Source organism: Maribacter sp. X9 (assembly GCF_048537565.1).
Lineage (GTDB): Bacteria > Bacteroidota > Bacteroidia > Flavobacteriales > Flavobacteriaceae > Maribacter.
Map to the genome: position 1 here is coordinate 683,835 of NZ_CP183215.1, position 18,820 is coordinate 702,654.

At 36.8% G+C, this 18,820-nt stretch carries 21 protein-coding genes; 12 read left to right on the forward strand and 9 right to left on the reverse strand.

What is annotated here, in order from left to right; translation table 11 throughout:
• The first annotated feature begins 54 nt into the window (after nt 1-54).
• Nucleotides 55-465 (forward strand): arsenate reductase family protein, encoded by a 411-nt coding sequence (locus tag ACNR9Q_RS02940; RefSeq protein WP_419213103.1) that lies wholly within the window; start codon nt 55-57, stop codon nt 463-465.
• A 97-nt stretch (nt 466-562) separates the two neighbouring features.
• Nucleotides 563-2,113, forward strand: coding sequence for a hypothetical protein (locus ACNR9Q_RS02945; protein ID WP_419213104.1), 1,551 nt, complete (start codon nt 563-565; stop codon nt 2,111-2,113).
• A gap of 84 nt (nt 2,114-2,197) precedes the next feature.
• Here ACNR9Q_RS02945 and ACNR9Q_RS02950 read toward each other — a convergent pair whose 3' ends face one another.
• Complete coding sequence (locus ACNR9Q_RS02950; protein ID WP_419213105.1) at nt 2,198-2,380, reverse strand: hypothetical protein; 183 nt, start codon at nt 2,378-2,380, stop codon at nt 2,198-2,200.
• Nucleotides 2,381-2,648: 268 nt separating this feature from the next.
• Here ACNR9Q_RS02950 and ACNR9Q_RS02955 point away from each other — a divergent pair, with 268 nt between their 5' ends.
• Together ACNR9Q_RS02955 and ACNR9Q_RS02960 are read left to right on the forward strand one after the other, a co-directional pair.
• The gene (locus tag ACNR9Q_RS02955) at nt 2,649-3,695 is read left to right on the forward strand and encodes a helix-turn-helix domain-containing protein (protein ID WP_419213106.1); all 1,047 of its coding nucleotides are present in this window, start codon (nt 2,649-2,651) and stop codon (nt 3,693-3,695) included.
• A 170-nt stretch (nt 3,696-3,865) separates the two neighbouring features.
• Nucleotides 3,866-4,906, forward strand: coding sequence for a helix-turn-helix domain-containing protein (locus tag ACNR9Q_RS02960; protein WP_419213108.1), 1,041 nt, complete (start codon nt 3,866-3,868; stop codon nt 4,904-4,906).
• Here the strand turns inward: ACNR9Q_RS02960 and ACNR9Q_RS02965 are convergent.
• Nucleotides 4,903-5,595 carry an SOS response-associated peptidase gene (locus ACNR9Q_RS02965; protein WP_419213109.1) on the reverse strand — a complete coding sequence of 231 codons (693 nt, stop codon included), beginning with the start codon at nt 5,593-5,595 and terminating at the stop codon, nt 4,903-4,905. The two genes, ACNR9Q_RS02960 and ACNR9Q_RS02965, sit on opposite strands and share 4 nt — an antisense overlap.
• 217 nt (nt 5,596-5,812) lie before the next feature.
• Here ACNR9Q_RS02965 and ACNR9Q_RS02970 point away from each other — a divergent pair, with 217 nt between their 5' ends.
• Nucleotides 5,813-6,832 carry a helix-turn-helix transcriptional regulator gene (locus ACNR9Q_RS02970; protein WP_419213111.1) on the forward strand — a complete coding sequence of 340 codons (1,020 nt, stop codon included), beginning with the start codon at nt 5,813-5,815 and terminating at the stop codon, nt 6,830-6,832.
• Nucleotides 6,833-6,877: 45 nt separating this feature from the next.
• Here ACNR9Q_RS02970 and ACNR9Q_RS02975 read toward each other — a convergent pair whose 3' ends face one another.
• The gene (locus ACNR9Q_RS02975) at nt 6,878-7,327 is read right to left on the reverse strand and encodes a ferritin-like domain-containing protein (protein ID WP_419213113.1); all 450 of its coding nucleotides are present in this window, start codon (nt 7,325-7,327) and stop codon (nt 6,878-6,880) included.
• Between the two features lie 50 nt (nt 7,328-7,377).
• Nucleotides 7,378-7,635, reverse strand: coding sequence for a hypothetical protein (locus tag ACNR9Q_RS02980; protein ID WP_419213114.1), 258 nt, complete (start codon nt 7,633-7,635; stop codon nt 7,378-7,380).
• Between the two features lie 270 nt (nt 7,636-7,905).
• On the opposite strand from ACNR9Q_RS02980, the gene ACNR9Q_RS02985 reads away from it, so the two are divergent.
• On the forward strand, nt 7,906-8,046 hold the full coding sequence (locus ACNR9Q_RS02985; protein WP_419213115.1) for a hypothetical protein: 141 nt from the start codon (nt 7,906-7,908) through the stop codon (nt 8,044-8,046).
• 69 nt (nt 8,047-8,115) lie between these two features.
• Here the strand turns inward: ACNR9Q_RS02985 and ACNR9Q_RS02990 are convergent, their stop codons facing one another.
• Both ACNR9Q_RS02990 and ACNR9Q_RS02995 read right to left on the reverse strand, forming a co-directional pair.
• A complete protein-coding gene (locus tag ACNR9Q_RS02990) occupies nt 8,116-9,012 on the reverse strand; it encodes a mechanosensitive ion channel family protein (RefSeq protein WP_419213116.1) in 897 nt (298 codons plus the stop codon).
• Nucleotides 9,013-9,185: 173 nt separating this feature from the next.
• Nucleotides 9,186-9,767 (reverse strand): hypothetical protein, encoded by a 582-nt coding sequence (locus tag ACNR9Q_RS02995; protein ID WP_419213117.1) that lies wholly within the window; start codon nt 9,765-9,767, stop codon nt 9,186-9,188.
• Nucleotides 9,768-9,984: 217 nt separating this feature from the next.
• On the opposite strand from ACNR9Q_RS02995, the gene ACNR9Q_RS03000 reads away from it, so the two are divergent.
• From ACNR9Q_RS03000 to ACNR9Q_RS03010, 3 genes are all read left to right on the forward strand, one after another.
• A complete protein-coding gene (locus ACNR9Q_RS03000; protein WP_419213118.1) occupies nt 9,985-10,602 on the forward strand; it encodes a DUF2652 domain-containing protein in 618 nt (205 codons plus the stop codon).
• A 99-nt stretch (nt 10,603-10,701) separates the two neighbouring features.
• Nucleotides 10,702-11,178, forward strand: a complete 477-nt coding sequence (locus ACNR9Q_RS03005) for a Dps family protein (RefSeq protein WP_419213119.1) — start codon at nt 10,702-10,704, stop codon at nt 11,176-11,178.
• Nucleotides 11,179-11,348: 170 nt separating this feature from the next.
• On the forward strand, nt 11,349-12,410 hold the full coding sequence (locus ACNR9Q_RS03010) for a helix-turn-helix transcriptional regulator (protein WP_419213121.1): 1,062 nt from the start codon (nt 11,349-11,351) through the stop codon (nt 12,408-12,410).
• Nucleotides 12,411-12,419: 9 nt separating this feature from the next.
• On the opposite strand, the gene ACNR9Q_RS03015 is transcribed toward ACNR9Q_RS03010, so the two are convergent.
• The 3 genes from ACNR9Q_RS03015 to ACNR9Q_RS03025 are packed head-to-tail and all read right to left on the reverse strand — an operon-like array spanning nt 12,420 to nt 13,309.
• The gene (locus tag ACNR9Q_RS03015) at nt 12,420-12,614 is read right to left on the reverse strand and encodes a DUF6327 family protein (protein WP_419213122.1); all 195 of its coding nucleotides are present in this window, start codon (nt 12,612-12,614) and stop codon (nt 12,420-12,422) included.
• 11 nt (nt 12,615-12,625) lie between these two features.
• Complete coding sequence (locus ACNR9Q_RS03020; protein WP_419213124.1) at nt 12,626-12,973, reverse strand: phage holin family protein; 348 nt, start codon at nt 12,971-12,973, stop codon at nt 12,626-12,628.
• Nucleotides 12,974-13,309: a YtxH domain-containing protein gene (locus ACNR9Q_RS03025; RefSeq protein ID WP_419213125.1), complete on the reverse strand. Its 336-nt coding sequence runs from the start codon at nt 13,307-13,309 to the stop codon at nt 12,974-12,976.
• A 189-nt stretch (nt 13,310-13,498) separates the two neighbouring features.
• Here ACNR9Q_RS03025 and ACNR9Q_RS03030 point away from each other — a divergent pair, with 189 nt between their 5' ends.
• Genes ACNR9Q_RS03030 through ACNR9Q_RS03040 form a run of 3 tightly spaced genes read left to right on the forward strand, consistent with a single transcriptional unit; the run spans nt 13,499 to nt 18,819 of the window.
• Nucleotides 13,499-14,860, forward strand: a complete 1,362-nt coding sequence (locus tag ACNR9Q_RS03030) for an NAD-dependent succinate-semialdehyde dehydrogenase (RefSeq protein ID WP_419213126.1) — start codon at nt 13,499-13,501, stop codon at nt 14,858-14,860.
• Between the two features lie 6 nt (nt 14,861-14,866).
• Nucleotides 14,867-15,037 carry a hypothetical protein gene (locus ACNR9Q_RS03035; protein ID WP_419213128.1) on the forward strand — a complete coding sequence of 57 codons (171 nt, stop codon included), beginning with the start codon at nt 14,867-14,869 and terminating at the stop codon, nt 15,035-15,037.
• A gap of 41 nt (nt 15,038-15,078) precedes the next feature.
• Nucleotides 15,079-18,819, forward strand: a complete 3,741-nt coding sequence (locus ACNR9Q_RS03040) for a metallophosphoesterase (protein WP_419213129.1) — start codon at nt 15,079-15,081, stop codon at nt 18,817-18,819.
• The last annotated feature ends 1 nt before the right edge of the window (nt 18,820 follow it).

Here is an 18,820-nt window from a genome sequence, read left to right on the forward strand (position 1 = left end):
TTCGATACGAGTTAATTATTAAATTAGTACTTAATTACCTTTAAAAAAACACGAATGGGAGTAATTGCTATGGACAAAAAACAGATAACGCTTTATTATAGTTCTGAAAATTCATTGGGTAAACAAATCAATGCCTATGTAGAATCTTCGGAAATGAAACATTTAACAATAGATATTTCAAAGACGAATGTGACCGGCACACAGTGGGCCGAACTGGCCGAGGGGCTTCATAAGCAAATCTCGGATTTAATAAATACTGACCATCCGGATTTTAAAGAAGCGTATGGTGATACCCATGCCGATTTGGACGATGATGACTGGTTGAAGATCTTGAACAAAAACCCGAAACTTTTAAAATATCCTATCATCGTTAAAGGAGAGGAATGTATTGAATTAAAAAGCGCATCCGACTTTAAGCACCATATGGAGCCTGATAGTGCGGGTATAGATAAGCCGTATAACTAAAAGAAAACACCTGTCCACATGGTCATCTGTCCTGTTGGTGAAAGCGTGGCTTTAATTTTCAGAAAACAGAAAAAGTCTAAGTTACCAACTAGTAGGTATGATCCGTATTCTTAAGTGGTTTTTTATTTTAGCGGTTGTTGTCATTGGCGGTTATATGGTCGCCGAGTGGCGAATGAAGGTTGAAATAAAAAAATTTTTAGACCTTAAAGTTCCCGACCACATCGACTTTGCATACGAAAACCTTGATATTAGCCTCTTAAAAGGTTCTTTAGAATTTGACGAGGTAAATGTCATTAGCCATGGCAGACAGACCTCTTCTTGTGAAATCATTATTGAGGCAGGACAAGTGGCCATTGAGGGCTTTAGTTACTGGAAGATTTTATTGGATAAGTCCATTTTCCTTAAAAAACTTACGCTCTCGAAGCCCCATTTAAACTTTAAGGCCTGCCCGAAGGATACTAGTGATGTTTCGGGGTCGAATCCCATTAATCTTTTAAAACCCATTTTTATAGAAGAAGTTGCTTTTGATTCTGGAAGTGTCGAAATCTGGAACACAACCAGGGAAGTTGAGCTTTTATCGGTAAAATCAATTGACCTCAACTTAAAACATGTGACCACCGACTCAAAAATAATCAAAGACTATGTTCCCTTTGAATTTTCCGATTTTGACATAACGTTAAAGGACATGAAGGCTCCCTTAGGAGAATTTGAGGTGCTGCAGATGGGAATTATGGAAATGGATAATTCTTCCATAGCCATTAAAGATATCTTGCTGGCTACGGCCCTATCAAAAGCTGAACTAAGCAAAAAACTAACTTTTGAGCGAGACCATATTACCTTATCCGTCCCAGATATTCTAGTGGAAGACCAGGCCTATAGCGTTAAAAACGACTCGCTACAGGTATTTTATAAATCTTTAGCTCTTAATAATCCAAAATTGGATGTATATAGGGACAAATCTCTTGCGGACAACACTGAAAGACGGCCCCTGTTTTCAGAAATGTTAAGAGAGCTTCCTTTTAAAGTTTCAATTGATTCTGTTACTATTGCGAAAGCCATGGTGTCGTATGAAGAAAATCTACCCAATGATGCTCAGGCAGGCCTTCTTACATTTGAAAACCTAGATGCTGTTTTTACGAACCTCTCAAACTTACCATCTAACAAGGATAATCTAAAAATTAATATAAACGCAGACCTTATGGGTGCCGGCAGTTTTAATCTGGACTGGGAATTCAATGTTCAAGACAAGCATGATGCCTTTGTCATCTCCGGTGGTCTTTCTAATCTTAATACCGCCAGTTTAAATGAGTTTTTAGTCCCTAATTTAAGAACGAAAACTACAGGCACCATTGATCAAATGTACTTCACCATTTCAGGTGATGAATATGTGGCATCGGGTGATATTAAAATGAATTACGATGATTTTAAGTTCCAAGTACTCAATAAGAAAAGAAACCAAGTCAAAAAAATACTATCATTTGTCGGCAATCTATTTGTTAGCGATGGTTCTAAAGCTGACGCTGATGGGTATCGTTACGGTAAAATTTCAACTGAACGCCCTACAAACAAATCTTTCTTTAACTACCTGTGGGTAAACTTAGAAGACGGCCTTTTAGATGTTTTAACGGGGAACGGAAAGAAAGAATAATTTACACTTAAACGAATTCGGAATACTAAAAAAGCCAAGTATTTTCGAATACTTGGCTTTTATTATATTTTTAATCTTAAAAATTTAATGGTCATCGGTTGCGTCCTCAACAGCGTCCTCAACTTCTTCTGCACCGTCCTCTAAATCATCACCAACGTCTTCAATACCGTCCTCAATTTTTTCTCCAGTAGATTTTTCTTCCCTACAACCCATGGCAACACCAATGGTCATAAGTGCAAAAACAAACATAAATATTGACTTTCTCATACTCTTGAATTTTAGATTAATAGGTTGTTACTTTTATTAATTGCGCACACAAGAAATTAGGACTTCCCTTAAATCTCCAATCGGCGCAAGACAAATATGAGACTATCTCATAAAACTTATTGGTTGTATAAATTTAAATATTGACTCATCTACATTAAAATCATTTATGCTTGATATTCATTATTTTATGGGTTTTTGTAACGCACTTGTTCTGTTATCAACTAAAGTTATTTTGCATTATATTGTACCCCTAGATTTATTATAGCTCATGAGCATTAGAAGGGAACTTAAAGAATTGAACGTCATAGATGTAGTCAAGGACATTGCCGAAAGATTGAAGGTTGAATACCAAGAAGAGAACAATGAAATTTGTATCGATATTCCTGAAGAAGCTGGTACCGGTCATATAAAAGCCATCAGTTTTTCACATGGTGTGGGTTTAATGGATGTGGATATTCGATTAAAAAAAGAAGTTCGGTTCATGTTGAACCAATCATTGGTGCAGCCCCTAGAAATAGTCTTCAATCGTGAAACCACTCTTTTGCACGAATTTTCTGGGCAAGAAAAATCCCATGAAATAAAACATTTAGAAAGTGCTATATTTTCCTGCAACGGTAAATATGGAAATGTGCTAACCTTAAAAGCGAACGAGCCCATTTGTTTTTTCAATCTTGAAATTAACAGAAAATCTTTTGAGGAAAAAATAGAAACCTTTCTTCCTGAAATGAATGAGGACCTCGAAGGATTATTTAGGGATGTAAATGGTATAAATCTTTTTTTCCATAAAGGACATTATAGCTTGGATATCGCCGAATGCATCGAGGAGATTAATGAGAGTGAAGATACCGGGTTTACCAAGAGCGTATTCATAGAAGGAAAATGCTATGAAATATTAGCCCATCATCTGCGACAATATGTCGATGATTCTTCCCCTGAGGATAAACGCACTATTCTACGGCAATCTACCGTGGTTAAAATTGAGGAGGCGGCTTCGATTATTGAAAATAATTTAGAACAGAGTACAAGTATACTAGCGTTATCAAAAAAAGTAGGGATTAACCAAAATACCTTACAGAACGGTTTTCAAAGCCTATTTAACTTATCTGTAAAAGAATTTACGCAGAATAAAAGAATGGAATTGGCCCGGCACTTAATGGAGACAACAGAATTGAACATTACCGAAATTACCTATAGAATAGGAATTAATTCGCGTAGCTATTTTTCAAAACTCTTTAAACAACGGTATGCCATGACGCCAAAACAATATCTTAAAAAATTGGAATTGAATAGCAAAGGAAAACAAGAACGCATTTAATGCTTACGTTTCCCCTTATTTTATAACCGTAAAATCAACTATTTAACTTTTAGTTTCGATATAGAAAGTGCCCATTTGTGTTAATTAACATTTCATAACTGTTAAGTAAGATCTTAACATTACAATTTCTTTGTAAACAATGTTTTATGTGTAACATATAAAATTGGTTTATGAGAGAAATCGTTTTGAATAGTTCAAAACCAGAAGTTATTTTCTCCCAATTACAACAATGCTTAAAAGGTGAATTCTTTGAAAATTGGGGCGAGACTACATTACGGTTTAACAATGACATCGGAAAGGGTGTCTTGAGAACTATCAGTTTCGATTGGGGTGTTTCTCTTATCGATTGTGACATAACATTATCAAAAGAAACTAAAATCACCTTTGACTCGCCCGAAGTTTCACCGATAGAATTCATTTTCATCTCTCAAGGTAATTTTAAATATAGTGATGACAATTCTGGGCTTTACACTAGTTTAGAACAGTTTCAAAATATTATCATATCGCCGAAGGTAAATGCACAAAAAACATATCTCTTACCCGAAAGGGTAAACCTAAAAATAAATTTTATTGGGGTTAATCGAAAAGAATATTTAAAAAAGAAAAATAACAACGTATACCATCTTAACGAATTATTGATATCGTTGTTCAATGATGAAACAGGTAATCTACACTACCGGCATGGTGGTAGTTTTAGTCTTAAGATTGCCGATGAAGTAAAACAATTATCAAACGTGCGCGATAGCGGTATGCTACGAACCCTTGCGTTAGAGGGTAGGTTATATCTGATTTTAGCGTTACAATTATTGGAGCACCAAAATTTTCAAGAAAACATGAACTTACCTGAATCGCTCTCTAAAGAGGATATTCTTAAAATTCACAAATTAACAGAATATATACTAAAGCATATTTCTGAAAGCATTTCAATAAAAGATCTCTGTGCTGAATCTAGCCTAAGCCCTAAAAAGTTGCAACTCGGGTTTAGACTGTTATATTCCAAAACCGTAAATGAATACGTTAGACAATTAAAGTTGGAGATTTCAAGGGATTATTTAAAGAATACAGACCTCTCTGTTTCTGAAATTGTATATGCCGTAGGTATTAAAAGCAGAAGCTATTTCTCTAAAATATTCTTTGAAGCCTATACTATTCTCCCAACAGATTATAGAAAGGAGCTGAAGAAAAATAAAAAATCGTCTTCTTCTATTTAATTTTCGGTACTATCGAAAGGCATCAACATACTATCATAGGATATATCTTGATTGAAAAGTGCTTTTTCAATGGGCTTTGCCTGTAGAGCTACGTTGTGAGATGATTTTAATAGTCGCTTGGCCTCTATAACGCTAGTCTCACCACTTAGCCACAAATCTTTATGCTTGGGATTTATGATCAGGGGCATAAAATTCACCAAATTTTGATACATCCCTAAATAGTCATCTAAGGGACCAGTGAGTATCGTACACGTAATAAAGCCATCTTCAAGAACGGTATACATACCGGCCAGATAAATTAAATTCTCTTTTTCCGGCCCAATGTAATATGGATTTATTTGCCCATCATTTAGCACTGAAGTGTAAAAACCCGTTACCGGTATTAAACATCTCCTGTTTTCAAAGGCCTTTGTGTACCATAATCCAGAATCCAGATTTTCTGAATTAATGTTTAAGGTATTGGTCAAATTTTGAAATAATTCCCAATCATCGGTATAATTACTGGGCAATAAGCCCCAAATGGACAAAGAAATTACATTGGGATCCTCCATAGTCAATATGGGTATAGATACCTCACTTAGTCCACTAATAACTATTTGAGGCGTATATAGATTCGGATACTTAAATAAAGCGTTAGCCTCACTCTCCATCACCTTCATTTCTGCTGTATTCGATAATTTAAAATACATATGAATCTTTCGCTTTAGAAGTGCAAGCTCGGAAAATACTCTTGAAACGATTGTTTCATTCCCATAAAAAGCTAACTCATTAAAAATTAGTCGGTTGTTTATGGTTGAATTTATAAATACTAACTGCTATTTCGTTAAACATTTATCGTATAATGTTATCAAGTGTACTTCATCAACACTAATTTTGATGTAAAACAATCCTCCAAAAAATAAATCGATGGAAACAAGAAGAATGAGTGCGCAGAATGAGTTACTTCTTTTGAAGGATCATTTGCAAGGTAAAATAATTAAAAAGAATGGCTTACAATTACTTGAACTTGATGCTGCCATAGGCAAAGGGCAGGTACATTGTGTCGTTTTGAATAAAGGGCTTACGGCCTTTGAACTCGACATTAAACTAAACCAGGACCTTGAATTGATCCTCGATTGTGTAGATGATCACATGGTCTACTTATTTTACTGTCTTAAAGGTAATTGCTTTCATAAATTTAAAGGCGATGAGGTCTATAATAAGTTGGAAGAGTTACAAACGGCCGTACTTTTCAATGACGATGAGAATAAAAGCAAGTTTGTCTTTAAGAGAGACGACCGCACCGTATTAAATTGTATACGTATAAATCTATCGGTATTTCGCAATGACGAAAATGCCACTGATGAAGATTTAGATTTTATATCGCTTTTAAACACTTACAACAAAAGCCTAGGATGTTTCCATTTTGGAAAGTACAATTTGGAAATTGGTGAATTAATCAAAAAGCTAGAAGACGCAAAATATGCAGATTCTATTTCCAATCTCATGTATTTTCAAGGAATATGCCATATGATCATGGCAAAACAATTGGAGCAGTTTGAATTGGACCTAAATAATGGTTTAAAATCTTCGACAACCTTATTGAAAAAAGAATTGGAAATGATAAGTGAAATCGGGGATTTCATCAACAATTATCCAGAACTACCCCATACCATTAATTCGATTTCCTCAAAATCTGGTCTATCCCCTTCAAAACTGCAGCTAGGATTCAAGTTTATGCACGATATGACCTTGGGTGAATATATTAGGGAAGTGCGTCTTAAAAAATCAGAAGTGTTGATCAGAACTACGGATCTCAATATATCGCAAGTGGTGTACTCTATCGGATTCACCAGTAGAAGTTACTTTTGTAAAATTTTCAAGAAGAAATATAATTGTAGCCCTAAAGCCTATAAAACACAGGCAATGGAAATTTCAATAACATAAAAAAGAGGCCTTAAAAAGGCCTCTTTTTTTTGGTACCAACTCTATTCAACTTAGATCTTCCAACGTTTTAATTTTTGAAAGTCCATTTTCAATAGCCTGTTTTTGATTTCTTAAAATAGACGAAGTGCTTGATGGCAATGAGGTGTCTGCCAAAACTTCTTGATACTCATCTATTGCAGCTTTTTCTCCTCTAATGGCTTCTTCAAGCATAGCCTCAGCATCATCTGAAGAAAATAATGCCTTAACATCCATCCAAGCTCTATGAGCTTTTCCCGTCAAACTATCACCTTTATCAACCTTTTGGCCGAATGATTTAATTTCCGATTTTAGCTCATGACCAAAATCATAACGTTGCTGAGCCTTACTTTGAAAATATGCTTTTAACGGACTATGGTCGGTATTTTCGGCCGCCTTTTTAAAGCCCTTTTCAGCATCGTATGTTCTTTCCAAAAGGTCATTTAGTTTTTCTCCTACTTCTTCTGTATATGTACTCATCATACTAAGTTTTAAATTATAGGTCCTTTATTTTGAGATGCCGACCATAATTACATCTTGTAAAATCTATTTCTATTTTTAAACGTTTGAATTTTTCTTTTCAGATCATTAATATCATTTACCCCTGTACCTGCTTTTTGGGCGTTCATCCACAAATATTCAATATCTATTTCGCAAAAAGCCTCTTCTTCTAATTCATCTTTTGAGTCTTCTGAACTTCCTATTAAAGAATCTTTCACATAGATAACAATGAACCCTAATGCAATAACAATTGAAACCCCAGCAATTAACTCTATAATATCTACCATTGTCATTCTTTAAATTCTTAACTAAGATAAAATCAAACTAATTTGCGTATTGCCCTGATAAACAGAACTATTGACTCCTTTGGATAGGATTAAATTTTAGATTGAATGCATTAAAAATTCAGTGGTAGGCATGAACATATTCCATTGCTTTTCTTGAAATTTATTTAACATTTAGTTCTCAAGTTTGTGCACCACTGTCTGGTGATTTTCCATCACTTTGTTCTCCAAAACTTCAGGAGTGATGGAAAACACAAACTTAAATCCATATCGATGATAAGAAAAGGGACCGAAGTTAAATGGCCTTGGGGCACCTGGATTGTAAAAGGCACTATAGAAGCAACCTACAACGTTAAAATCACCAAAACGATTAAGGTCATTAAAGTTCACTCGCAATGGCAAGAAAGGAAATAAAGCACTCTTTCTTAAACAAGAGGGCGGGGCTCGTTTTCAAAAAAGTGACCGTGGGGTTCATCGACAAGGTTAATCTTTCCTGCTTTCCGTTGTTTCAGTAGAAACAGTAACGGATTTTGGAAAATCCAAGGTTCGAATGGGAAAAGGAATATTGATATCGTTCTTATCAAAAGCTGCTTTAATCGCAATCATTGCATCTGTTTTTGCTTTCGCTACTTCGAGTGCCGAGGTAGATTCGATCCAAAAACGGGTTTCAAAGTTGATGGAACTATCGCCAAACTCAGAATACAAAAAAATGATATCATCCTTATTCTCTATAGATTCATATTTCTCTAAAATCGTTTTCTTGACCAAGTCCCTAACAAATTCTAAATCTGACGAATACCCAACCCCGCATTCTAAAATCACCCTTGATTGTGAGGTAGAGGAGTAGTTTTTAATCGGGTTTTCAACGACCAGTTTATTAGGAAGGTATACCAGGTTATTATCCGGCTGTTTCAAGGTTACTGACCGAAGATCCAAATCGATTACTTCCCCTTCAAAACCATTACTTTCGATCCAATCTCCAAACTTTATATGTTTAACATACGATAGTACAATACCAGAATATGTATTTGCCAAAGCTCCCTGTAAGGCAAGACCAACAGCAAGACCAACCACACCCGCACCGGCCAACACTGTATTGAGCGCTTTGCTTAAATTCAAAATACCCAAAACCAAAAACAATCCCAATATCACGATCACCATTGAAACAATTTTAGACAGCAATGTTTTCATTGATTCTTGAAGCTTGGTCCTTTCTAGCAATTTGGTAACACCCTTACTAATGGCCCTTGAAATTATAATGGAAAGAATAAAGACTATAATCGCGATCAATATATTAGGAAGATTTAAAACCAAGGCGTCAAACCATGAATTTAATTTCTCGATCATTTTGGTCCAAGCTTCTGAAAATTGTTCTCTCATATCGTTTTTGATTTAAGTCGGATAAAGGGTTGAAATTTGTACGCTTTTTAAAAGAAAAAACACAATAGTTCCAATATAACTGGCAAAAAATACAGAAAATTAATCACTTCTATAAAATAAAAAATGGCTCCGACCAAGAAGTCGGAACCATTTAGAACAACCAACCAAAAAAATTATTTAGTGTAAATAACTTTATAACCGTCCATTTTTGCTTCAACATCGCTCATTGAATCCATATACTTGTACTTTGTATTGAACATGCGGTCTGGCTTTTGACCTATAACAATATACTGTACGCTCATGTCAGGTGCGTTCAAAACAACTTGATCGGAAACCCTCATTTTCTTATCCCCTATACTTTTATCAGTAGCCTTTAATTCAGAGATTACGTATAGATTATTATTGGAGGCATATATTTTCTGAATTTCAATATTGTGTTCATTATCGGTAACCTCAGCCTCTACCATTAATGTGCGTTCTTCCATTTCAGAAGTATCGCCTTCTGGCATTTCTACATCAATAACAGGCACTTCTACCTCTTCTTCCTCCATGACGATTACTACTTTCGGTACGTTTACCGTTTTGGTAGTAGTTCCCACATTTATATCTGCCCAGTTAACTTCATATTCGGGCAATTCACCTGCATCTGCAGAAATGTCAACGTCCATTTCGGGCATTTCCCCTTTTTCCTCTTTTTTGACATTACAACTAATAATTAATACGGATGTCAATAGTATTATCGTAAATTTCTTCATTTTAAATTGTTTAATTTTTAGATTTATTCCTATAACAAAATTAAGCCTCTTACATAAACATCCTTTGTTGTATCAAATTGATTATTAACCGTAAAAATGATTGATTTTCAATAGTTTACAAATTTCATTTCGGCAGAACCTTTTGTGATATAATATTTATTGAACGGATCCGTTCTTAAATTTAGAATTCAATACCTTACCTCAATATTCAAATGCTATGAAAGGATCCCCAATGTTAATATGTATTCCTGATATCAGCGGATTTACCGAATTTCTTAGTGAGACCGATTTCGAATTAAGTTCAAAGATCATACCTTCTTTATTGAACCAAATCATCTATACCAATGATATAGGGCTTAAAGTTTCTGAAATAGAAGGCGATGCGGTACTTTTCTTTAAGTCTGGAAAATTACCCAGTTTGCAAAAACTTATCGATCAATGTAAGATTTTCTACACCGAGTTTTACACACAGTTAGAGGTACTGCGCGAAAAGCATAAAGACAATAAAGATTCTGATGCCATACCAAAAATTTTAGGCCTTAAAATTATTTTGCACTACGGTCAAGAAGTGGCCCTTACTAAAGTTGGCAACAGTATTAAATTATTTGGGGAGGATTTGATCGTTGCCCATAGGCTACTGAAGAATAAACTTCAAATGGACGAATATTTGTTGTTAACGGAAGGTTTAACCAACTATTACAAAGAGAACAATTTAGAAGACCATTTTGATTGGGCCACTTTAAAAGAAAATTACGAAGAGTACGATCATGTGGGGAAAATAAAGTATTATTATGTTGATTTAACGCCTCTGATTCCATCCCAATCTATAGATTGAATCAATGAGGCAAAAGCGTTGATCAACACCGTTTCCGCGTTAAGGACAAATTGGAAAAATAGTTAACTTTATAGCATAATTAATAAACAAAATTGTGTTATGAGTTATTTAGACATTAAAACGAAAGATATTACCCCCATCGTTGAAGAACTGAATGTTCTGTTGGCCGATTACCATTTATATTATCAAAACCTGAGGGGTTACCACTGGAATGTTTTGGGCAAAAACTTTTTTGACCTTCACATAAAATTCGAAGAACTATATACCGACGCACGCATCAAAATCGATGAGATTGCCGAGCGAATTTTGACGCTTAGACACCATCCTACTAGTGAGTTCTCTAAGTATTTTGAGCTGTCTTCCATAAAAGAAACCTCATCATTGATTTCCGATAAAAAAATGGTAGAACATATTCTTCACCAACATGAGCTTTTATTAAAACAAATGAACAGGGTTGTTAAAAAAGCTGAGCCTGCCGGAGATGAAGGTACCATTGACATGATGGGAGGGTATATCGGCGAACTTGAAAAAGTGAGTTGGATGTTAGATGCCTGGTCTAAAGATGGCAGGGACTAACTAACTATAGAGTCCGTAAATAGCAATAAAAAAAGCACTTCTTGTACAAGAAGTGCTTTTTTTATTTATGTCTTTTAATTTTATTATGAAGAGCTACTTACACTAGCTCTCGAAAAGCAGCTATTCAATTCCACTGCTTTTTTGATTTTTTGACCGATATTTACCGTCTAATGAAGAAAGAGATGAAGGTCATTGAAATACATGCCACTAGCCTGCAGGATACAATGCGACAGATGAAGCATGTTTTGGGCGGTGAAATTAACGAGCGTTGGGGCGAGTTTACCTTTACCGTAAACAATGAAAATGCGACAGGTAACATTCGATTCGTTATGTTCGAGTGGGGCGTTGGTCTATTGGAATATGATATTGTTTTTCACGACGATACTATCCTGATTACGGATACGTCCACCTTCAATCCTATCCATTTCATCTATTGTCTAGAAGGCTTTTGCAGTCATCGTTTTGGTCGCGAGGACATGAACAAAATGAAACGCATAGAACAGTTTCAATCGGTCATCATTACCAATAAAAACGGAGGTCACAACTACACGTATTTTCCGAAGGATACCAAATTGGCCATAAACATTGTTCAGATTACACGAAAACAGTATTTAAAAAAGAACCTGAACGGCGTAGACTCCTTAAACGAGAAATTGCATGAGGTCTTTATGGATACAGACCATGAGAATCGCTTTTCCTACTACGGATCCTATAATCTTAAACTGGCCAATAAAATAAATGCACTACGCCAAGTTCCTTCAAAGAACGGAATGATCCGTATTATGCAAATGGAAGGTATGGTTTATGAAATCCTGGCCATGCATATCAGTCAACAAGAGAAAGATAGCACAAATCTATATCCCAAATCAAGCCTATTAAAACGAGAGTTGAAGGTCATTAGAAATTTGGCCAAAAAAATTGTAACTAATTTTTCAGTGGATTATTCGGTAGACGGCCTTTCAAAGGAATCTGGACTATCACAAGCCAAACTCCAAGAAGGGTTTAAATTACTGTACACCAGGACTGTAACGGAATATATCAGGCACATACGTCTAGAAGCTGCTAGAGATTTTATTAGTACTACAGACATGAATATATCACAAATAGTTTATACCATTGGCTTCAGCAGCAGAAGTTATTTTTCAAAAATTTTCAAGGCAAAATACGGTATTAGCCCAAGTGAATTTCAAAACAATGCCAAAAAGAATAGCTTGGCAAAAGGGGTGGCTTAGTTTACACCCTTACTTAATGACCTTTCGTATCAAATAGAGAATACCGTACTTTTTGACTGCAGAAATCACTGTTGAAACCCAACTGTACGGACTTAAATCGTCTTTAACATCTTGTTTTAATCCTTTAATTTCCTCAAGCGCTATTTGACGCTCAAGTTTGAGCCTTTTCAAATCAAATTCTATTTCGGCAAAATTTTTGTACATACTAAGCTTATTTAATCAAAGAATTTATCGGAGAGCTTTTTAATCAAAATGTTATCTATCCTTTTTCTAAAAATATAGGCAATTATTAAAAATATAATAAACGACGCACCTGCAATAAGACACGCAGCCACCATACTTTCTAATACGTGCCCTAAGAATATAATACCGGCCACGGTTAAAAATATAAGTGCCAAAAAACCAAGACCACCGATTACCGCTATTTTTAGCAGCACACCAGTGGTCATTGTTAGTTGTTGAAACACTTTAAGCCTATAATACTCTTGCGTTTTCTTATAGTAAATCTCGCCTACGTCAATAGCTTTATTAGACGTATCGTTAAGTGATTCAAATATTCCCATTTATGATGTTTTCTGCAATTTCTTATTTTTTGCTTTAAGCTCAGCCAACTTTTTTTCTAAAGTGCTGATCACATCCTCTGTTTTATAACTAATATCGGTCACCAAAGATTCAACACGTGTATCTAAAGTCTCTCTTTCATCAGAAATTCTTGATGCAACGCGATTTTTTAACTCTATGGCACTTTCCGTTAGGTTATCTCTAGTGGCAGCTGCCTGATCGGCGATTAGTTTTCTTGTGTTCTCACCCTTATCCGGCGCATATAGAATTCCTAAGGCCGCTCCTATGGCAGAACCTACTATAACCGCTAATAATGTATTTCCACTGTTGTTGCTCATAATATTTTATTTTACTTCGTTTAACTTCAAAATGTGATGACTTACATCATTCTATACAAATATCGTCAATAATTGGCTATTCTGTTGACTCAAACCAATGAAATATTAACGGTAACAATAGGCTAAAAGGGTCAAGAATAAAGCGGAACGAATTAACGATTAAGACCTCTAAGCTATAAATTTGTCACCATGAAAGATATACAATCGAAAAATCCATATAACGGTACAATTATAGATACGTACACACAGGATACGGAAGAAACACTTCACTCCAAATTACAAAAAGCTTTGAATATTGAAGCTTCTTGGGGCAACACCGCTGTAGAAGATCGCTGTGATTTACTATCTAAAGTGGCAGATTTACTTTTAGAACGGAAAGAACAGTACGCCGAATTAATGACCAAAGAAATGGGTAAACCTATTTCGCAAAGCATTTCCGAAATTGAAAAGTGCGCTTGGGCATGTGATTTCTATGCACTTAACGCAGAAGATTTTTTAGCCGATGAACTTATATCGACCGATGCCGATGAAAGCTTTATAAGTTACGACCCCCTAGGGTGCATTCTTGCGGTCATGCCTTGGAATTATCCGTTCTGGCAAGTCATTCGTTTTGCCGCCCCTACGTTGACCGCTGGGAACACGGCACTATTGAAACACGCCGAAAATGTAACTGGATGCTCTTTTGCCATTCAGCAATTGTTCTTGGATGCAGGTTATCCCGAAGGATGCTTTCAAAGTGTCGTAGCGGGTCATGATAAAATCGAGAATTTAATAGCGAATAACGGTATTAAGGCGGTTACCCTGACCGGCAGCGAAAAGGCAGGAAAGGCTATAGCCAAAACTGCTGGTGAAAACCTAAAGAAAACGGTTTTGGAACTCGGCGGAAATAATGCCTGCATTGTTTGGGAAGATGCCGACCTAGAAAAATATATGGATATCATGGTGACCGCACGTATGCAAAATACAGGTCAAAGTTGTATTGCAGCCAAACGGTTTATCGTATGTGAAGAAATTTACGATGCCTTTTTAGAAAAATTCATCGCAAAGGTAAAAGCATTGAAAATTGGAGACCCCATGGATGAGGAAACCTTTATTGGCGTTATGGCGCGAGAAGATTTGGCCGACACCTTGCAAAAACAAATCGATGCTTCCATTGAAAAAGGGGCAACAGTCGTTTTAGGCAATGATCGTAACGGCGCCTACTTTTCCCCTTCCATTTTAACACATGTAACGGCAGATATGCCCATCTTCGAAGAAGAAACTTTTGGTCCTGTGGCGGCGGTGATCAAAGCAAAAGACCGCAAAGAAGCAATTGCAATGGCCGTCGATTCTCGATTCGGTTTGGGCAGTATGTTGTTTACAGAAGATATCGATGAGGCGTTTCATATGGTTTCAAAAATACCAGACGGAGCATTCTTTGTCAATGAGATGGTAAAATCAGACCCTAGACTACCTTTTGGAGGCACAAAGGCATCAGGATACGGAAGGGAATTATCCCGTGAGGGCATTCTCGAATTTGTCAACAAAAAAACAGTATATATCAAAAAATAAAAACATATGAAACAAGGAACAGAAAAAACAAAATTCGTAAAAGAGCCAGAAGAGAAAACAGAGCAGTACATTTTGCAAAAAAATAAGAAGACCAAACTAGGGGCCACTATACTGGTCGTATTTCTCATTGTTCTGGTAATTGGTATTATCATTTCAAATATGTTCTTCAGTAATTAGCAGGTACATATTCTAAACCAATCATAAAAACTATTCAATTTATGGGTAACCAACCACTCGACCGCAGGAAGCGATTTTTTTCCGTAAAAGTTGCCAGTACAACTTTGGCCGCATTGATTATTTGTTCTTGCGCCACACTTAAAGAACAGCGTAAAACTCCAAAAACGATGGGTTTTTCGGATAAGAAAATCACTTACTCATTCTATATTGCGGGTGGTTTGGGCAATGCACTATCCCTTGAGCAAAATCCGTTATTAGATCGCCTTAAAAAGGAACTTGATCAAGCGCCCGAAAATAGTACTTTGGTGTTTACCGGAGACAACATTTCTCCAGACGAAAAGAGTTGGGAAAAAGACAGCCTCTTCGTTCAACAACAATTAAAACTATCGTCCAATTTTAAGGGTGAAACGGTTTTCTTGCCAGGAAACAATGAGTGGAAGAGTTTTGACCTGGATAAGATTGAAAAAGTGGAAGACTATCTTAAAGAGGTGGATAGAAAAAACACTAAGGTAGTTCCCAATAATGGATGCCCTATAGATTACAGGGTCATTAACGACCAACTCGATTTAATCTTGATCGACTCGAAATGGTTCATCTCCAATTGGTCTCGAGTAAAAGGAATCAATAGCAAATGTAGCGATATCATTACCCGCAGGCGTTTTATGCAAGAACTTGAAGGTTACATTGGTGATGGACAGGGGAAGAACATTGTAATTGCCATGCACCATCCTGTTTTAAGTAATGGTATTTATGCCGGTAACACTACGGTAAAAGACCACTTGAAACCATTACCTATATTAGGAACCGTTAAAAATACGGTGATGGATCTGGGTGCCTTTGATCCTGATCACCTTAATTCAAGAAGGTATAACTATCTACGCGTCGCGGTAAGTGCCTTAGCGCAGGCAAATGACCGTATTACCTTAATTTCAGGTCATGAAGAAAGTCTTCAGCTGTTAGAAGGTGGTGGAATGCATCAAATCATTAGTGGTTCATTAGGCAAGAAAAGTGCAACAAAACTGGGACCGGGTAAGATTACCGCCATAGGTGGGGCCATGGATTTTGAAGGGGAATATGCGTATGGAGCCCGTGGTTTTGCCCGTTTGGATTTTTATGAGGATGGCAGCTCCAAGGTTACGTTTATCAACGAAAATGATTTATCCACTTCTACTACTTTTCCTATACTTCCAAAGCTTGAAGCCCCTAAAGAATTTTCAGATTTTAACGGTAACAACAAAAAAATTGAAACTACACGTATCTTAGAAGACCCCTCGGATTATAGTAAAAGTGGTTTTTATGAATTTCTTTGGGGCGAACGCTACCGTTCTTATTATGGTAAAGAGGTCGATGCCCCAGTGGTAAAATTGGATACGTTGTATGGTGGCCTTTCGGTAGTGAAAGAAGGGGGCGGACATCAATCGTTTTCATTACGCTTAGAAGATGCCAACGGCAAACAATACGCTATGCGGTCTTTACGTAAAAGCGCCCTTAAGTTTTTAAAATTCAAACTCCCGGGTGTGTCCTACAACACTGAGGATTATAAAGGTACTTGGCCCGAAAAAGCTATTTCAGATTTTTTTTCCACAGCACATCCTTACATGCAAATCGTAGTTGATCCGTTGGCTAAATCTGTAGATATCAATCATTCGGATACCGAACTGTTCTATGTGCCAAAACAAGAACGCTTGGCAGAATATAACGAAGACTTTGGCGATGAACTCTATTTCATAGAAAGGCGGCCATCTGAAGAACACGCTAATTATAAAGGTTACAAAAGAACTATGGACTCTGCTTCTGGCAAAGTAGTGGATTATGAAAGCACGACGGATATGTTAGAGAAAATAAAGAGTGACGAATCCTACTCCGTTGATGAGAAAAGTTTGATCAGAGCCCGTCTTTTTGATATGCTGATCGGGGATTGGGACCGCCATCAAGATCAATGGCGATGGATCGAGTATGAGAGCCCTGATGGAGATAAGGAATTCATGCCCGTTCCCAGAGATCGCGATAACGCCTTTCCGCGGTTTGACGGAAAGGTCATTCCCTTTGTGCAATGGTTCGTTCCTAACAGTAGAAATTGGGAAACCTATGATGGAGATGTAAACAGCGTAAAATGGCTAAACCTCTCTGGAAATCGATTGGACCGCACCTTACTGACCGGCTACGGACCCGAAGCCTGGGTAGAAGAAGCTAAAGCCATACAAAAAGGAATGACAGAAAAGGTGATCGAAAATGCCTTTAACCGACTACCACAGGCTGTGCAAGATGATACGTCAAACTATATCGAACAAAGTTTAATAGAGCGGCTTAAAACACTGACCGAAGTGGCAAAGGAATACGCAGAATACCTTAACAAAATTGTCGCTGTCAAAGGAACCGAAAAAGACGATATTTTTACGATTACCAGAACCGGCAATGGCGAAACCACGGTAACGGTAAAACGAATATTTTCCGATGAAAAAAATGAATTAATGTACACCCGTACTTTCAACGACAGTCTAACCAAAGAACTCTGGATCTATGGTCTTGGAGATGATGATGTCTTTGTAGTAGAGGGAACGGAAACCCCGAATACCAAAATCAAGATTATCGGGGGATATGGTGAAGATACCTATATCATCGAAAACAAAAAGAAAGTGCAGTTGTTCGATTGGGAACATGAAAAGATCAAATTTGAAAAGAAAGCACCACGAACCCATTTGACCGATAATTACGAAACCAACACCTATCATTTCACCTATTTCGAACCCAATACGAACATATTGGTGCCCAAAGCTGGTTTTAGAACAGACGACGGTTTGTTCTTAGGTGCTTCGAACACCTATACCAAAAATGGTCTAAACGGAAACGACTTTCGACAAAAACACAGTTTAAGTGCCAATTACTTTTTCAAATTCGAAGCTTTTGAAGCATCTTACTCTGGAGTATATGGAAACGTATTTCCAGGTTGGAATTTTGAAATGGATGCCTATTATACAACTGATCGCTATGTAAGCAACTTCTTTGGCTATGGCAATGAAAGTGAAAATAATGAAGATACTTTTGGAAGGGATTATTACCGCGCCAGGATCCAACGCTTTAAAGCAAGTGCCGGTTTCGCATTTTACAGCTTACGGTTAAAGACCCTTTTTGAATCCTTTAAAGTGGCGGATAATCCACAACGCCTATTCACCCCAGATAATATAAACACAAAAGTTTTCGAAAACCAAAATTATGGGGGACTCGAATTAACGGGTGAATATGACCGTGACGATGCAGACGACTTCCCCACCAAAGCGATATATTTTGGTTTTTCTGCGGGATATAAGGCAAATATTAATCTAAGTTCTAACAAATTTGGATATGCCTCTTTAAAGGTTGGTTTTGATCATAAATTGGATACTTCCGGTTCCTTGGTCTATAGCACCATGGCTGAATACAAAGGCGTGTTAGACAACTACAAAACCGTTTTTTTTTACCATATGCCGTCTTTAGGCGGTGCCAACGGTTTGCGGGGTTTTAGGGATGAGCGCTTTACCGGAAAATCCTATTTCTACCAGTCGTCCGATTTAAAACTTAAGCTCAAGCGCTATGTCACTGCGGTTTCACCAGTAACCATAGGCGTATACGGAGCTTTTGATTATGGCCGTGTATGGCAACCCGATGAAGACTCTAACATTTGGCATACGTCACAAGGTGGGGGCTTTTGGATCAGCAGCTTAAAAGTGTTGACCTTTAACATAGGATATTTCAATTCAAAAGAGAGCAACTTGATCCAAGTAGGTTTTGGACTTTCCATATAGA

Excerpts from the sequence above, each read along its gene's own strand:
- ACNR9Q_RS02955 (WP_419213106.1), top strand. The coding sequence starts at position 2,649 with ATGAGCATTAGAAGGGAACTTAAAGAATTGAACGTCATAGATGTAGTC.
- ACNR9Q_RS02940 (WP_419213103.1), top strand. The coding sequence starts at position 55 with ATGGGAGTAATTGCTATGGACAAAAAACAGATAACGCTTTATTATAGT.
- ACNR9Q_RS03040 (WP_419213129.1), top strand. The coding sequence starts at position 15,079 with ATGGGTAACCAACCACTCGACCGCAGGAAGCGATTTTTTTCCGTAAAA.
- ACNR9Q_RS02975 (WP_419213113.1), bottom strand. The coding sequence starts at position 7,327 with ATGAGTACATATACAGAAGAAGTAGGAGAAAAACTAAATGACCTTTTG.
- ACNR9Q_RS03020 (WP_419213124.1), bottom strand. The coding sequence starts at position 12,973 with ATGGGAATATTTGAATCACTTAACGATACGTCTAATAAAGCTATTGAC.
- ACNR9Q_RS02985 (WP_419213115.1), top strand. The coding sequence starts at position 7,906 with ATGATAAGAAAAGGGACCGAAGTTAAATGGCCTTGGGGCACCTGGATT.
- ACNR9Q_RS02990 (WP_419213116.1), bottom strand. The coding sequence starts at position 9,012 with ATGAGAGAACAATTTTCAGAAGCTTGGACCAAAATGATCGAGAAATTA.
- ACNR9Q_RS03015 (WP_419213122.1), bottom strand. The coding sequence starts at position 12,614 with ATGTACAAAAATTTTGCCGAAATAGAATTTGATTTGAAAAGGCTCAAA.
- ACNR9Q_RS02965 (WP_419213109.1), bottom strand. The coding sequence starts at position 5,595 with ATGTATTTTAAATTATCGAATACAGCAGAAATGAAGGTGATGGAGAGT.
- ACNR9Q_RS02960 (WP_419213108.1), top strand. The coding sequence starts at position 3,866 with ATGAGAGAAATCGTTTTGAATAGTTCAAAACCAGAAGTTATTTTCTCC.
- ACNR9Q_RS03030 (WP_419213126.1), top strand. The coding sequence starts at position 13,499 with ATGAAAGATATACAATCGAAAAATCCATATAACGGTACAATTATAGAT.
- ACNR9Q_RS02980 (WP_419213114.1), bottom strand. The coding sequence starts at position 7,635 with ATGGTAGATATTATAGAGTTAATTGCTGGGGTTTCAATTGTTATTGCA.
- ACNR9Q_RS03005 (WP_419213119.1), top strand. The coding sequence starts at position 10,702 with ATGAGTTATTTAGACATTAAAACGAAAGATATTACCCCCATCGTTGAA.
- ACNR9Q_RS02995 (WP_419213117.1), bottom strand. The coding sequence starts at position 9,767 with ATGAAGAAATTTACGATAATACTATTGACATCCGTATTAATTATTAGT.
- ACNR9Q_RS03010 (WP_419213121.1), top strand. The coding sequence starts at position 11,349 with ATGAAGAAAGAGATGAAGGTCATTGAAATACATGCCACTAGCCTGCAG.
- ACNR9Q_RS03000 (WP_419213118.1), top strand. The coding sequence starts at position 9,985 with ATGAAAGGATCCCCAATGTTAATATGTATTCCTGATATCAGCGGATTT.
- ACNR9Q_RS02950 (WP_419213105.1), bottom strand. The coding sequence starts at position 2,380 with ATGAGAAAGTCAATATTTATGTTTGTTTTTGCACTTATGACCATTGGT.
- ACNR9Q_RS02970 (WP_419213111.1), top strand. The coding sequence starts at position 5,813 with ATGGAAACAAGAAGAATGAGTGCGCAGAATGAGTTACTTCTTTTGAAG.
- ACNR9Q_RS03025 (WP_419213125.1), bottom strand. The coding sequence starts at position 13,309 with ATGAGCAACAACAGTGGAAATACATTATTAGCGGTTATAGTAGGTTCT.
- ACNR9Q_RS03035 (WP_419213128.1), top strand. The coding sequence starts at position 14,867 with ATGAAACAAGGAACAGAAAAAACAAAATTCGTAAAAGAGCCAGAAGAG.
- ACNR9Q_RS02945 (WP_419213104.1), top strand. The coding sequence starts at position 563 with ATGATCCGTATTCTTAAGTGGTTTTTTATTTTAGCGGTTGTTGTCATT.